The 13,561-nt window shown below is 67.8% G+C and carries 9 protein-coding genes; 3 read left to right on the forward strand and 6 right to left on the reverse strand.

What is annotated here, in order from left to right:
- The first annotated feature begins 88 nt into the window (after positions 1–88).
- Entirely contained in the window at positions 89–4,303 is a 4,215-nt protein-coding gene (locus tag QO010_RS03440) for an FG-GAP-like repeat-containing protein (RefSeq protein WP_307345960.1), read from the forward strand.
- On the opposite strand, the gene feoB is transcribed toward QO010_RS03440, so the two are convergent.
- The 4 genes from feoB to QO010_RS03460 form a co-directional block, all read right to left on the reverse strand.
- A complete protein-coding gene (feoB, locus tag QO010_RS03445) occupies positions 4,300–6,168 on the reverse strand; it encodes a ferrous iron transport protein B (RefSeq protein ID WP_307345963.1) in 1,869 nt (622 codons plus the stop codon). The genes QO010_RS03440 and feoB overlap by 4 nt on opposite strands.
- A complete protein-coding gene (locus tag QO010_RS03450) occupies positions 6,165–6,500 on the reverse strand; it encodes a FeoA family protein (RefSeq protein WP_370873707.1) in 336 nt (111 codons plus the stop codon). Before QO010_RS03450 ends, feoB begins: the two co-directional genes overlap by 4 nt.
- Before the next feature lie 380 nt (positions 6,501–6,880).
- Positions 6,881–8,290: a type I glutamate--ammonia ligase gene (gene glnA / locus QO010_RS03455; protein WP_307345966.1), complete on the reverse strand. Its 1,410-nt coding sequence runs from the start codon at positions 8,288–8,290 to the stop codon at positions 6,881–6,883.
- A gap of 33 nt (positions 8,291–8,323) precedes the next feature.
- Positions 8,324–8,662 (reverse strand): P-II family nitrogen regulator, encoded by a 339-nt coding sequence (locus QO010_RS03460; RefSeq protein ID WP_307345969.1) that lies wholly within the window; start codon positions 8,660–8,662, stop codon positions 8,324–8,326.
- 432 nt (positions 8,663–9,094) lie between these two features.
- Between QO010_RS03460 and QO010_RS03465 the strand changes: the two genes are divergently transcribed.
- Together QO010_RS03465 and QO010_RS03470 are read left to right on the forward strand one after the other, a co-directional pair.
- The gene (locus QO010_RS03465) at positions 9,095–9,661 is read left to right on the forward strand and encodes a histidine phosphatase family protein (protein WP_307345971.1); all 567 of its coding nucleotides are present in this window, start codon (positions 9,095–9,097) and stop codon (positions 9,659–9,661) included.
- A 37-nt stretch (positions 9,662–9,698) separates the two neighbouring features.
- On the forward strand, positions 9,699–11,117 hold the full coding sequence (locus QO010_RS03470) for an NAD(P)H-hydrate dehydratase (RefSeq protein WP_307347057.1): 1,419 nt from the start codon (positions 9,699–9,701) through the stop codon (positions 11,115–11,117).
- 18 nt (positions 11,118–11,135) lie between these two features.
- Here the strand turns inward: QO010_RS03470 and QO010_RS03475 are convergent, their stop codons facing one another.
- Positions 11,136–11,798 carry a nucleotide synthetase gene (locus tag QO010_RS03475; protein ID WP_307345974.1) on the reverse strand — a complete coding sequence of 221 codons (663 nt, stop codon included), beginning with the start codon at positions 11,796–11,798 and terminating at the stop codon, positions 11,136–11,138.
- A gap of 9 nt (positions 11,799–11,807) precedes the next feature.
- Entirely contained in the window at positions 11,808–13,376 is a 1,569-nt protein-coding gene (locus QO010_RS03480) for a TIR domain-containing protein (RefSeq protein ID WP_307345977.1), read from the reverse strand.
- Positions 13,377–13,561 lie beyond the last annotated feature (185 nt).

Raw genomic sequence — 13,561 nt, forward strand, 5'->3', positions numbered from 1 at the left:
TTCCCGCCGCGCGGTCGGCTAGACCTGCCACCCAAAATGGGTGGGGCGGCGTCGGTTCCGGCGGCGCCCGAAGCGGGCGGGGATTGCGATGAGCGCGCCGGAACTGGGGTCGGTCAACGACGCGACCTTTGGCGAACACCAGGCCAACAGCGGCCAGCTGCTGGACCCTGACGTCATCCTGACCGACGCCGAGGGCGACTTCGACGGCGGCAGCCTGACGGTCAGCGGCCTGCTGGCCGAGGACCGGGTGTCGGTCCGCAACCAGGGCTCGGGCGCCGGCCAGATCGGCTACGACAGCCTGACCGGCGAGATCACCTACGGCGGCCTGGTGATCGGCCATGCCACCGGGGGCAAGGGCGGCGACTTCACCGTGACCTTCGACGCCGGCGCCACTACCCAGGCGGTCGAGGCCCTGATCGAGAACCTGGTCTACGCCAACATCTCCCACACGCCGACAGCCCAGCGGACCCTGGTCGTCACCGTCACCGACGCCGCGGGCGAGAGCACGGCGGCCGGGGCGGGCTTCAGCCCGGTCAGCGGCGGGGCCAGCCCCTTCGCCGGCTTCAGCTTCGATTTCGGCAGCGCGCCGGCCCTGGCCGATCTGGACGCCGACGGCGACCTGGACACGGTGGTCATCGACGCCAATGGGGTTGGCCACTATCTGCAGAATATCGGAACCCCCGAGGCCCCGGTTTTCGTGGCGGGGGCCGTGGCGCTCCCTGTCGTCGCCTCGATCGATCCGCCGACGGTCAGCCTGGCCGATCTGGATGGCGACGGCGATTTCGACCTCGTGATCCGGGAGGGCTATTTCGACAGCGAAGACAACATCCAGCAGCGCCTCCGCTATTTCGAGAATACCGGGACCGCCCAGGCCGCGGCCTTCACCGAGCGGACCGGCGCGGCCAATCCGGTCGCGGGCCTTGTCGCCTATCTCACGCCGGTGTTCGCGGATCTGGATGGAGACGGGGACCTGGACGCCTTCGTCGTCGACTACGGCGACTTCAACAACGGGACCCTCCGCTATTTCGAGAATACCGGCACGGCCCAGGCCCCGGCCTTCGTGGAGAACGCCGCCGCCAATCCCCTGGCCGGGGTGACGCCGGAACGGGAGGCGCGCCTCGCCTTCATCGACGCCGACCACGATGGCGATCTCGACCTGGTCGGCGGCGGGCTGTTCGGTCAGCTGAGCTTTTTCGAAAACACCGGGGCGGGGTTTGTGCAGCGGAGCGGCGCGGCCAACCCCTTCGGCGCCTACGACTTCGGCTACTTCGCTGCGCCAGCGGCCGGCGACCTGAACGGCGACGGGGTCCAGGATCTGGTGATCGGCGCCGACACCGGCCTGTTGACCTGGCTGGCCAGCGGCCGGCCGCAGGGCGCGGTGCTGGTCACCGTCAACGCCGAGGCCAACACCGCGCCAAGCTTGGCGGGGACCGAGACCGCCGCCTTCCTGGAGAACGGGGTCAACGCCGGCGCCCAGGGCCTGGAGATCGGTCTGGTCCTGGCCGACGCCGACGGCAATTTCGATGGCGGCCAGCTGCGGGTCGGCAACCTGTTGGCAGAGGATGTCGTCACCCTGCTGGCCGGCGGCGCCGTCGGCTTCGACGCGGGCACGGGGGCGGTCAGCGTCGGGGGCGTGCTGGTCGGCCAGGCGTCCGGCGGGCAGGGCGCGACCTTCGTGGTCACCTTCAACGCCGAGGCGACCACCGCCGCCGTCCAGGCGGTGATCGCCAGCCTGGCCTACGCCAACAGCTCTGACACGCCGACAGCGGACCGCACCCTGCTGGTCGACGTGGTCGATTCCGACGGCCTTCACAGCGGGGCCTTCGTCCTGGCCAATCTGGGCCAGACCGCGGGGGCCGCCGTCAACCAGCTGGCCAAGCCGGCCCTGGTCGACCTGGACGGCGACGGCGATCTCGACCTGGCAGTCGGCAGCTTCTCGGCGGGCCTGCGCTATTTCGAGAATACCGGATCGGCCGCCGGATCGGTGTTCACGGCCCGCATCGGCGGCGCCAATCCGTTCGACGCCATCACCGGACAGTCGCTGACCCCGACGCTGGGGGACCTCGACGGGGACGGCGACGCCGACCTGCTGCTGGGACAATCGGACGGCGCGGTGCGCTGGTTCGACAACACCGGCTCGGCGGCCAGCCCGGTCTTCGTCGAGCGGACCGGCCTGGCCAATCCGCTGGCCGCGCTGGACGTTGGCTCCAATTCGGCGCCGGCCCTGGTCGACCTGGACGGCGACGGCGATCTCGACCTGGTCGCCGGTCTGGGCGACACCCATGGCGTGCTCTCCTACCTGGAGAACACCGGCGGCCCGGCCACGCCGCTGTTCGTGCAGCGCACGGGCGCGCAGAACCCCTTCTCGGCTCTGGATATCGGCGACTACTCGACGCCGGCCTTCGCCGACCTGGACGGCGACGGCGACCTGGACATGGTCGCGGGCCAGTCAGGCGGCGCGGTGCGCTACTATCAGAACACGGGCTCGGCCGCCCATCCGATCTTCGCCTCGATCAGCGCGCCGGCGGGCTGGGCCTTTGGGGCGCCCGGCGGGGCGGCAGCCTTCGGCGACCTGGACGGGGACGGCGACTCCGATTTCCTGCTGGGCGACCTGAACGGCGTGCTGGTCCAGTATCGCAACAACTCGCCGGTCGCCCGCCTGGTGGTGACCGTCACCGCCGAGCAGGACCTCGCCCAGGCGCGCGACGACGCCGTCGGCGTGGCCGAGAACGGCGTCCTGACCGGGCAGGTCTTCGCTGACAATGCCCATGGCGCCGACAGCGATCCCGATGGCGGCGTCTTCCAGGTGACGGCGGTGAACGGCCAGCCGGCCGCGGTGGGCGTCCCGGTTGTCCTGGCCTCAGGCGCGCTGCTCACCCTGAACGCCGACGGAACCTTCAGCTACGATCCCAACGGCGCCTTCAACGCCCTGGTCCCCACCGGCCATGGCGCCGCGAACACCAGCGCCGTCGACAGCTTCAGCTATGCGGTCACCGGCGGCGACACGGCCACGGTCAGGGTCACGGTCACCGGCGTGGCCTCGCCCGGCGACGTGTTCACCGGCTCGGCCCTGGCCGATGTGATCACCGGCGGCGGGACCAGCGACGTTCTCGAAGGTGGGCTCGGGGCCGACGCTATGACCGGCGGAGCGGGCGACGACACCTACTATGTCGACGACGCCGGCGACACGACGGTGGAGACCGGCGGCCAGGGCAATGACGTGGTCCATGCCGCGATCAGCTGGACCCTCAGCGCCAATACCGAGACCCTGATCCTCGACGGGCCTGGCGACATCAACGGGACGGGCAACGCCGCCGCCAACCTGATGATCGGCAATGGCGGCGCCAACAGCCTGGACGGCGGCGACGGCGACGACCTGATCAAGGCTGGCGCCGGGATCGACATGGTGCTGGGCGGCGCCGGGGTCGACCAGATCCTGGGCCAGGACGGCGATGACAGCCTGGACGGCGGCGATGGCGCCGACCGCCTGGACGGCGGCGCCGGCGATGACAGCCTCCTGGGCGGCGCCGGCAACGACATCCTCGACGGCGCCGCGGGCGTCGACAGCCTGGACGGCGGTGTCGGCGCCGATCAGCTGAACGGCGGGGCGGACAACGACAGCCTGAACGGCGGCGACGGCAACGACGTGCTGACCGGCGGGCTGGGCGCCGATGCGATGACCGGCGGTCTGGGCGACGACAGCTTCTATGTCGACGACGCCGGCGACGTCACGACCGAAGCCAGCGGGCAGGGGACCGACACCGTCCGGACCACGGTCACCCTCGGCCTGGCCGCCAATATCGAGAACCTGGTGCTGGAGGGTTCGGGCGATATCGGCGGGACCGGCAACGGCCTGGCCAACGCCATGACCGGCAATGGCGGCGACAACAGCCTGGACGGCGGGGCCGGCGACGACGTCCTCAAGGGCCTGAACGGCGCCGACACCCTGATCGGCGGAACCGGGGCGGACATCCTGGTGGGCGGGGCGGGGGCGGACAGCTTCGTGGTCACCCAGGCCTCGATCCATACCAGCGGCGCGGTCGAGGTCGACACGGTCAACGACCTGGTCGCCGGCCAGGGCGACCGGCTGGACCTGTCGGCCATCGACGCCGACAGCCTGACCGCGGGCGACCAGGCCTTCCATCTTGTGTCGGGCTTTACCCGCCACGCCGCCGAAATGACCCTGACCTTCGCGGCCGGGAGCACGGTGCTGGCGCTCGACGTCGACGGGGACGGGCGGGCCGACTATCGCATGATCATCGCCGGCAACGTCACCGGCGACAGCGGCGGCTGGCTGCTCTAGCCGCCCAAGGCGTGGGCGACCTGGTAGGTGACGAAGGCGGCCAGATAGGCCAGGGCGACCATGTAGCCGAACATGATGGCCGGCCATTTCCAGCTGTTGGTCTCGCGCTTGACCACGCCCAGGGTCGCCGCGCACTGCGGGGCGAAGATGTACCAGGCCAGGAAGGCCAGGCCCGAGGCCAGGCTCCACTGGTGGGCCAGGGTGGCGCTGAGCGCGCCGGGATCGGCCTCGCCGCCCACGGCATAGACCGTGCCCAGGGCGGCCACGGCGACTTCGCGGGCCGCCATGCCGGGGATCAGGGCCACGGTCATCTGCCAGGAGAAGCCGATGGGCGCGAAGATCGGCTGGATGAAATGGCCGATCATGCCGGCGAAGCTGTAGTCGATGGCCGGCCCGGTGGCGCCGGCGGGCGGGTAGGGGAAGGTCGACAGGAACCAGACCAGCACCATCAGCGGCAGGATGATCCGCCCGGCCCGGTTCAGGAAGATGTTGGCCCGCTGCCAGAGATTGCGGGCGATGTTGGCCGGGTCCGGCGTCTTGTAGGCCGGCAGCTCCATCAGGAAGGGCTCGACCAGGCCGCGCCAGAAAAAGGTGCGGATGACAAAGGCGACCACCAGGGCCGAAACGATGCCGGCGGCGTAGAGGCCGAACATCACCAGGCCCGGCAGGTTGAACAGGCCCCAGACCTTCACGTGCGGAATGAAGGCGCCGATGATCAGGGTGTAGACCGGGATGCGGGCCGAACAGGTCATCAGCGGGGCGACCAGGATGGTCGTCAGCCGGTCGCGCTTGTTGTCGATCACCCGCGTCGACATGATGCCGGGAATGGCGCAGGCGACGCTGGAGAGCAGGGGGATGAAGGCCCGGCCGTGCAGGCCCGCCCCGCCCATGATCCGGTCCAGCAGGAAGGCCGCCCGGGCCATGTAGCCGGTGTCCTCCAGCATGATGATGAAGAAGAACAGGATCAGGATTTGCGGCAGGAAGACCAGCACGCTGCCGACCCCGGAGATGATGCCGTTGGTCAAGAGGTCGGTGAGCAGGCCCGGCGGCAGGATCTGGCCGACCGTCGTGGCCAGCCAGGCAAAGCCGGCGTCGATCAGGTCGGCGACGGGCGTGGCCCAGGTGAACACCGCCTGGAACATCACGAACATGATGGCCGTCAGGATGACCAGGCCCCAGACCGGATGCAGCAGCACGCTGTCGATCTTCGCCGTCCAGGTGTCCGGCCGCTCGGGGGGCAGGACATGGGCCTTCATGATCCGCTGGGCCTCGCGATGGGCGCTGCGGATCTCGCCGGCGTCGGGCTCGCGCCAGGTCTGCGGGCCGTTCAGGACGCCGGAACGGGCCAGCTCGTCGACCTTGGCGACCAGCTCTTCGATGCCGCGCTTGCGGGTGGCGACGGTGGTGACGATGGGGGCGCCGATCTCGCGCGACAGGCCCTCGATGTCGATGCGCAGGCCCTGGCGCTGGGCGATGTCGAACATGTTGAGCGCCAGCACCAGCGGCCGACCGACCTGTTTCAGCTCCAGGATCAGCCGCAGCACCAGGCGCAGGTTGGTGGCGTCGGCCACGCAGACCACCACGTCCGGCGGGGTCTCGCCCGCCAGCCGGCCCAGGACCGCGTCGCGGGTGACCATCTCGTCGGGGCTGCGGGCGCGCAGGGAATAGGTGCCGGGCAGGTCCAGCACCGAGATGGTGCGGCCCTCCGGGGTGGTCAGATGGCCTTCCTTCCGCTCGACGGTGACGCCGGCATAGTTGGCCACCTTCTGGCGGCTGCCGGTCAGGGCGTTGAACAGGGCCGTCTTGCCCGAGTTTGGATTGCCGACCAGCGCGACCCGCGTGGCGGCGGCAAAAGCGGTGCTCATTCGGCGGCGAGCGGCAGGGCGTCGCTATCGAGGGCGATCAGCACGCCCCGCGCATCGCCCCGGCGCAGGGCCACCCGCATGTCGTCCAGCCTGACGGCGATCGGGTTACGCCCGACGAGGCCTTCGTGGATCAACTCAACGCGCGCGCCCTCGACGAAGCCGAACTCCAGCAGGCGGCGATGCAGTTCCTCGGAGGCGATCCCCTCACTGGTCTCGGCGCTGACCCCGATGATCGTCCCGCGCTGACCGCGCTCGGCCTCGCTCAGCCGCACCGTAGTGGCCCCTTCGACTGAGGGTTGGCCGGCCAGGATCGGGGTGTCCAGCATGCGCATGGAGGGTACTCGCGGGAACAGTTATTGCGAGTGATTATCATTAAGCCGGTTCGCCGCCAAGCGCTTTGATCTGGCGCAAGGGGAACTGCGTTTCTACTCCGCCCCCGGCGGGGGCGGACGGCCCGCCCGACACGCGCGGCGAGCGCGTGCGAGGCCCGGCCAGGTGAGGGTTTCAAAAGCCGTGCGCTGGACTTTCCCCGCGCATCCCAGGCGGAGTTGGTAGGCGCCCGTAGGCCTGGAACAGCCGTGAAACACCGAACACGGCTTCCGAAACCCTCACCGGATCGCGCTCTGGCGCGATCGTCCGCCCCCGCCGGGGGCGGAATAGAAAAGGGCCGCAGCTTGCGCCACGGCCCCTCCGCGCCATCAGCTTTCGCCGACTAGCACTTGTAATACATGTCGAATTCGACCGGGTGCGGGTGCAGGGCCAGGCGCATGACCTCTTCCATCTTCAGCTCGATATAGGCGTCGATGAAGTCGTCATCCATGACGCCGCCCTTCTTGAGGAAGGCGCGGTCCTTGTCGAGATTCTCCAGCGCCTCACGCAGCGAGCCGCAGACTTCCGGCACCTTCTTCTGCTCGCGGGGCGGCAGGTCGTAGAGGTTCTTGTCCATGGCGGGACCCGGATCGATCTTGTTCTCGATGCCGTCCAGCCCGGCCATCAGCAGGGCCACGAAGGTCAGGTAGGGGTTGCCCATGGGGTCGGGGAAGCGGCATTCGATACGCTTGCCCTTGGGGCTGTCGACGTGGGGGATGCGGATCGAGGCTGAGCGGTTGCGGCTGGAATAGGCCAGCTTCACCGGGGCTTCGTAGCCGGGCACCAGGCGCTTGTAGCTGTTGGTGGTCGAGTTGGCGAAGGCGTTGATGGCCTTGGCGTGCTTGATGACCCCGCCAATGTACCAGAGACATTGTTGCGACAATCCGGCGTACAGGTCGCCCGCGAACAGCGGCTTGCCGTCGTTCCAGATCGACTGGTGCACGTGCATGCCCGAGCCGTTGTCGCCGAACATCGGCTTGGCCATGAAGGTGGCCGTCTTGCCATAGGCGGCGGCGACGTTGTGGATCACGTATTTATAGAGCTGCAGCCGGTCGGCCATGGTGATCAGGTCGGAGAATTTCAGGCCCAGCTCGTGCTGGGCCGGCGCCACTTCGTGGTGGTGCTTCTCGGGCTGCATGCCCAGTTCGCCCATCACCGCCAGCATCTCGCCGCGCAGGTCCTGGCCGCTGTCGACCGGGTTGACCGGGAAGTAGCCGCCCTTGGGCCCCGGGCGGTGGCCCATATTGCCTTCCGGATAGGTCGTGCCGCTGTTCACCGGCAGTTCGACGCTGTCGAAGCTGTAGCCGGTGTTGTGCGGGGCGGTGGACCACTTGACGTCGTCGAAGATGAAGAACTCGGCTTCCGGGCCGAAATAGACGGTGTCGCCGACGCCGGCCGACTTGACGTAGGCCAGGGCCGTCTTGGCGATCGAGCGCGGATCGCGGTTGTAGGGGGTGCCGCTGTCGGGGTTCACCACGTCGCAGGTCAGGCAGAGGGTGGTCTGCTGGTAGAAGGGGTCGATATAGGCGGTATTGAGGTCCGGCCGCAGCTTCATGTCGGACTCGTTGATGGCCTTCCAGCCCGAGATCGACGAGCCGTCGAACATGGTGCCGTCTTCCAGGAAGTCGGTGTCGACCAGGTCGATGTCGAAGGTCACATGCTGCAGCTTGCCGCGGATGTCGGTGAAGCGGACGTCGACATATTTGACGTCCTTCTCCTTGATCATCGCCAGAATGTCTTTGGAACTCGCCATGAACCTATCCCCTAGGTGTTTGAAGTCGCGTTGTTAGATGGCCGCCGCGCCGTTTTCGCCGGTGCGGATACGGATCACGTCGATGATCTCGGACACGAAGATCTTGCCGTCGCCGATGCGCCCGGTCCGGGCCGCGCCCTGGATGGCTTCCAGCGCCCGCTCCAGCTGGTCGTCGGCGATCACCACCTCGACCTTGATCTTGGGCAGGAAGTCGACGACGTACTCGGCGCCCCGATAGAGCTCGGTATGGCCCTTCTGGCGGCCATAGCCCTTGGCCTCGAGCACGGTCATGCCCTGGACGCCCAGCTCCTGCAGGGCCTCCTTCACTTCATCCAGCTTGAAGGGTTTGATGATCGCTTCGATCTTCTTCATGGGCCGTATGGGTTCCTGGGCCGAGGCCCGCTGTCGAATGGCTAGCAGCATGCGCCGGGCGGGCCGCCAAGCGAAGTCGCCAAAGGATTGACGGTCTTTTCGCCGGGCAGGATAGGGCGCCCAAAATCCAGGCGCCATGGCCCGAAATACGGGCAATTGCCCAAACGGGGCGCTCGTGACCCGACGGGCCCCGTCCAGGCGCGCGGGATGGCCGGATTGGATCGACCCAGGCTGGGTTGGCGGGGGGTTGGCGACGAGATCGGGCCGATTTGCGCGAACCGCTGAAGGGCCTCGGCGGCGGGTCCGACCAAGTCTGCTGAAGATTGCGGCGAAACCGGCGGCCGGAAGTTAACGCGGCAGACCCCCCAATCGCGCATTGAAAACCGGCCCGTTCCCGGCGAAAGCCTATCGGGTCAACTTCGAGAGGCCCGCATGACCCGCGTCTACATGATCCGTCACGGCAAGCCCTCGGCCACCTGGGGGGATCATGATGACGATCCGGGCCTGGACGAGACCGGCCGGACCCAGGCCAGGGCCGCCGCCGAGGCGCTGCTGGCCCTGCCCGAGGCCGAGCGGCCGAGCAAGGTGGTCAGCTCGCCCCTGCGCCGCTGCCGCGAGACCGCCCAGCCGTTCGCCGACGCATTGGGCGTCGAACTGACCATCGACCCGATGGTGGGCGAGATTCCAACCCCCAAGACCATAGCCCGTGCCGACCGGGGCGCCTGGCTGCGCAACGCCTTTACCGGGCGCTGGGGCGAGATCGTCGGGGACCTGAACTATGAAGACTGGCGCCGCGCCGTCGCCAAGGCCGTGGCCGGCTATCCCAACACCGCGGTCTTCAGCCACTACGTCGCCATCAACGCCGCCGTCTCCACGGCAGAGGGCAGCGATCTGGTGATGGGCTTCCGCCCCGACCACTGCTCGATCAGCGTCTTCGAGGCGGGCCCCGAGCTGGTCCTGGTCGAGCGTGGCCGGGAAGCGGCCACATCAGTGCTATGACTGGCGTCCTGTGAGCAACATTCTCACCGTCGCCGAGATGGGCGCCGCCGACGCGGCCGCCATCGCCGCCGGGACGCCCGGAACGGTGCTGATGGAACGGGCCGGCCTGGCGGTCGCCGAGGCCATTCGCGAGCGCCACCGCCGCTGCCGCGTGGCGGTGCTCTGCGGGCCGGGCAACAACGGCGGTGACGGCTATGTGGTGGCCCGCCGACTCAAGCGCTGGGGCTGGCCGGTCTGGGTCGAGGCCTCCGCGCCGCCCGCCACCCCCGACGCCAAGGCCGCCGCCGCCCGCTGGCGCGGCGAGACCGTGTCGCTGGGCGCCCAGCGCCAGACCGACCTGGTGGTCGACGCCCTCTATGGCGCCGGTCTCAGCCGCCCGCTCGACGGCGAGGCCGCCCGCCTGGCCCGCACCATCCCGCGCGAACAGGTCATCGCCATCGACACGCCCAGCGGCCTTTCGGGCGACACCGGCCAGCCGCTGAAGGATGTCGCCTTCCGCGCCGCCCTGACCGTCACCTTCCACCGCCGCAAGCCGGCCCACGTGCTGCAGCCCGGCCGCGGCTACTGCGGCGAGGTGGTCGTCGCCGACATCGGCCTGGGCGACACCGTCTCGGCCCTCAGTGAAAACAGCCCCGACCTCTGGGCGCACCGCTTCCCCTGGCCCTCCATCGAGGCTCACAAGCACGCCCGGGGCCGGTTGATCGTCATCAGCGGCGAGGCCGCCTCGACCGGCGCCGCCCGGCTGGCGGCGCGGGGCGGCCTGCGGGTCGGGGCAGGCCTCGTCACCGTCCTTTCGCCGCCGGGCGCGCTCGCCGAACACGCCGCCCAGCTGGAGGCGGTGATGCTCAAGGCCTTCGAGGGGGAAGCCGCCCTGGCCGAGGCGGCCGAGGCGGCCGACGCGGCGGTGATCGGCCCCGCCGCCGGGGTCACGGCCGCCACAAGAGCCAACCTGATCACCCTGGCCCATACCGGCGCGGCCCTGGTTGTCGACGCCGACGCCCTGACGGTCTTCAAGGACCGCCCCGACGACCTCTTCGCCGCCCTCGACCGCGACGACGTGCTGACCCCCCACCCGGGCGAGTTCGAGCGCATCTTCCCCGGCCTGTTGAAAAACAGCCCCGAACGCATCACCGCCGCCAGAACCGCCGCCAAGCGGGCAGGGGCCATCGTCCTGCTCAAAGGCCCGGACACCGTCATCGCCGCCCCCGACGGCCGCGCCGCGGTCAACCTCAACGGCTCCCCCTGGCTGGCCACCGCCGGCAGCGGCGACGTCCTGGCCGGCCTGATCGGCGGCCTGCTGGCCCAGGGCATGGACAGCTTCGAAGCCGCCTGCGCCGGGGCGTGGATTCACGCCGAGGCGGGGGCGGGGTTTGGGCCGGGGCTGATCGCGGAGGATTTGCCGGGGTTGGTTCCCGCCCGGCTGGCCGATCTCCACGGCCGCCCCCCCATCCGTTGAGGTCTGTGTCTCGCAGGGTTAGAACCCCGGCAGGTGACCGCCATCGTTGGGAATGTCCGGATCGATCATGATCTCGAGCGGCCTGCTGTTCTCGACCAGCAACTCGATGTGGAGGTTGAAATGCTGGATTTCGCCTTCCGCGCGTTTGTTCATCGCAAAGCAGAGAAAATGGCATCCCTCGTCGCCAGGCCGCTCGCCCATCACAGCCTTTCCGGTCTTGGAGAAATGCCGGAGCAGACCGTTGGTGTCGCCGTAGTCGCGTTTTGTGGTCAGGCCGGCGTCATATCTCCGGAACTGCCAGGCTTGGCTTGTAGACAGTCCGATAATAACCAGCGTGTTCGGCTTGTAGGACGGGACATCGAGCAAGGTGTGCCGGTCCGCATTGTACCCTTTGGGCTTTAGTTCGGACCAGCCGTCGGGGATATTGTCGCTCTTCGCCATGGCTTGCTGCACAAAAGTCTCGGCGTTCCGGTTGAAGTCAGTCGCCAAGTATTCTCTGCAGATGTCCTTCTTGACGTTGAAAGAGAGACGTTGGAGTGGATTTGTGCCGTCCTTATCCTTGAACTGAAATTGATAACAGACGTAGACGATGGTCTCGAACAGCCAACCCGGCGGAGGACTGTCGGGAATCCTGAACTGGCCGTTGTAGACATCGCCGGCGCTGGAGATCTGTGCAGTCATTTTCTGTTCCTAGTTCAAACGAGATCGGATGAAGGCCAAGTCTTGGTCCGATTGGCGAAGCCGTGATTGCCACATGACATTCGTCGGCTCGATCCGCGTCATCCGCTCCAAGGTGGCGCGGGCCTTCATCAAGCGATCCAGCGCGGAGCGGTACCGGCCTGCGTCATAGTCCAGGATGGCGTAAGCCCGTTGGAGGGCCGACCAGTGGAGGTTCAGGGTCATATCGTCCGGGTCGGCCTTCAGCGCGACGCTGAGAATCTCCTCCTCGGCGCCGCGGTGCCGTCGAGCCGAGTCTCGGTCACCGACTTCCCGATAGGTGTCCGCCAGCCAAGCATGACGGTTGGCCAGTTCGGCTGCGAACTTTCCTGGCGCGCCCGACAGGCTCACGGCCTTTTCCATCAGGCGAAGCGCTTCCAGGCAGTCGGCGACTCCGGCTTTGGGTTCAGTTCGGTGTTCCAGTACGCAAACGCTGCCCTTGGCGAAGGCCAGTTCGCGAAGGACTTTCGGGTCGTTGGGCCGCAGCTTCAGCAGCCGGTCGGCCGAGACGTGATAGGCGGCGAACCACTTCTGCGCACCGGATCGATCACCGCGCTTGAGAGCGATCTCACCAAGCGAACTTTGGATCGAAGCATAGGTGAGCAGGCGGTCGGAGTTCCCCGGGTCATTCCTGACCAACTGGTCAGAGATTTTCCAGGCTTCCCGAAACTTGGCGGTAGCCGCATCAAAGCGACCGGCGTCCTGGTCATCCCTTCCCAGCAGATGCAGAGCTCGCGCCCGACGATCAAGGGAGGCTGGGCCGAGCTTCCTGAGATCCTGGTCCGAATAGTATTCAAATGCCAGCCGATCGACCTCGGTCTGGGCGCCAAGGCGGCCCATCTTTTCCATCTCGCTGCGCAGATCGGTCAGCATGAAGTCCACGAGTCTTTCAGCCTTGGCCCGCTGACGTTCCGCGTCCATGCGTGATTGCACGGCCAGGGTAGTCGCTATCGACATGGCTAACATGCCGGCAACCGACACGGCCGTGACGGCCATCACGCGCGCGACCCGGCTCTGGGCGTCACGTTGGACCAAATCGTCGAGTTCGACGCCCGTGATGCCGGCCGCCAGCTTCAACAGGGCTAGGCGGTTGCCATCTCCCCCGCGACGGAAATCAGCGGCTAGTGGCTCGCTGTCGCCCGGGGTCAGAGGGGGCGGGAATGCTTGCGCAGGCTCACCATCGATCAGCGCGGCCAGTATAGGGCGGGTAGGATGAAGTTCACGAAAGACCTCGATCTCGCGGGCAACCCACAGCGATCGCGCGGCGGCGGGGGAGCAAATGACCACCAGAGTATCGGATTGGAGCAGGGCGGCCCTGACCGCATCGGAGAGATTTTCGGCGGCCGGAAGTTCGTCCTTGTCGCGAAAGATCGGCGAGAGCTTCCGCGGAATATCCCTCCTCGAGGTGGGGCTCGCCATCAGGCGGCGCGGTAGGACATAGCTTTCCAGGCGTCGATGTATCCGTGAGGCGAACGCGCTGTCATGACGGCTGTAGCTGATGAAGGCGGTATATCTTCGGGCCACGGGCCCCTGATCGAGCATGCCTCATCCCCCCGCCTCAATCCTGTCCAAGCTTGCCAGTTAATAGTCTTTCTTACAACTTTAACGCACCTCTAGACGATAGATTCAAATCTTACGGCGATTGGGGCGGGGGAAATGGCAAATACCGGAAGTGAGACGGGGAACAGTTGGCGTCGGTGGTGGGAACGACTGGCGTTTCCGGCCCG

This window comes from Caulobacter ginsengisoli, assembly GCF_030814835.1.
GTDB lineage: Bacteria > Pseudomonadota > Alphaproteobacteria > Caulobacterales > Caulobacteraceae > Caulobacter > Caulobacter ginsengisoli.

Bases quoted from the DNA above. Each gene is read 5' to 3' on its own strand.
- QO010_RS03440 (WP_307345960.1), top strand. From the start codon at position 89: ATGAGCGCGCCGGAACTGGGGTCGGTCAACGACGCGACCTTTGGCGAA.
- feoB (WP_307345963.1), bottom strand. From the start codon at position 6,168: ATGAGCACCGCTTTTGCCGCCGCCACGCGGGTCGCGCTGGTCGGCAAT.
- QO010_RS03450 (WP_370873707.1), bottom strand. From the start codon at position 6,500: ATGCGCATGCTGGACACCCCGATCCTGGCCGGCCAACCCTCAGTCGAA.
- glnA (WP_307345966.1), bottom strand. From the start codon at position 8,290: ATGGCGAGTTCCAAAGACATTCTGGCGATGATCAAGGAGAAGGACGTC.
- QO010_RS03460 (WP_307345969.1), bottom strand. From the start codon at position 8,662: ATGAAGAAGATCGAAGCGATCATCAAACCCTTCAAGCTGGATGAAGTG.
- QO010_RS03465 (WP_307345971.1), top strand. From the start codon at position 9,095: ATGACCCGCGTCTACATGATCCGTCACGGCAAGCCCTCGGCCACCTGG.
- QO010_RS03470 (WP_307347057.1), top strand. From the start codon at position 9,699: ATGGGCGCCGCCGACGCGGCCGCCATCGCCGCCGGGACGCCCGGAACG.
- QO010_RS03475 (WP_307345974.1), bottom strand. From the start codon at position 11,798: ATGACTGCACAGATCTCCAGCGCCGGCGATGTCTACAACGGCCAGTTC.
- QO010_RS03480 (WP_307345977.1), bottom strand. From the start codon at position 13,376: ATGCTCGATCAGGGGCCCGTGGCCCGAAGATATACCGCCTTCATCAGC.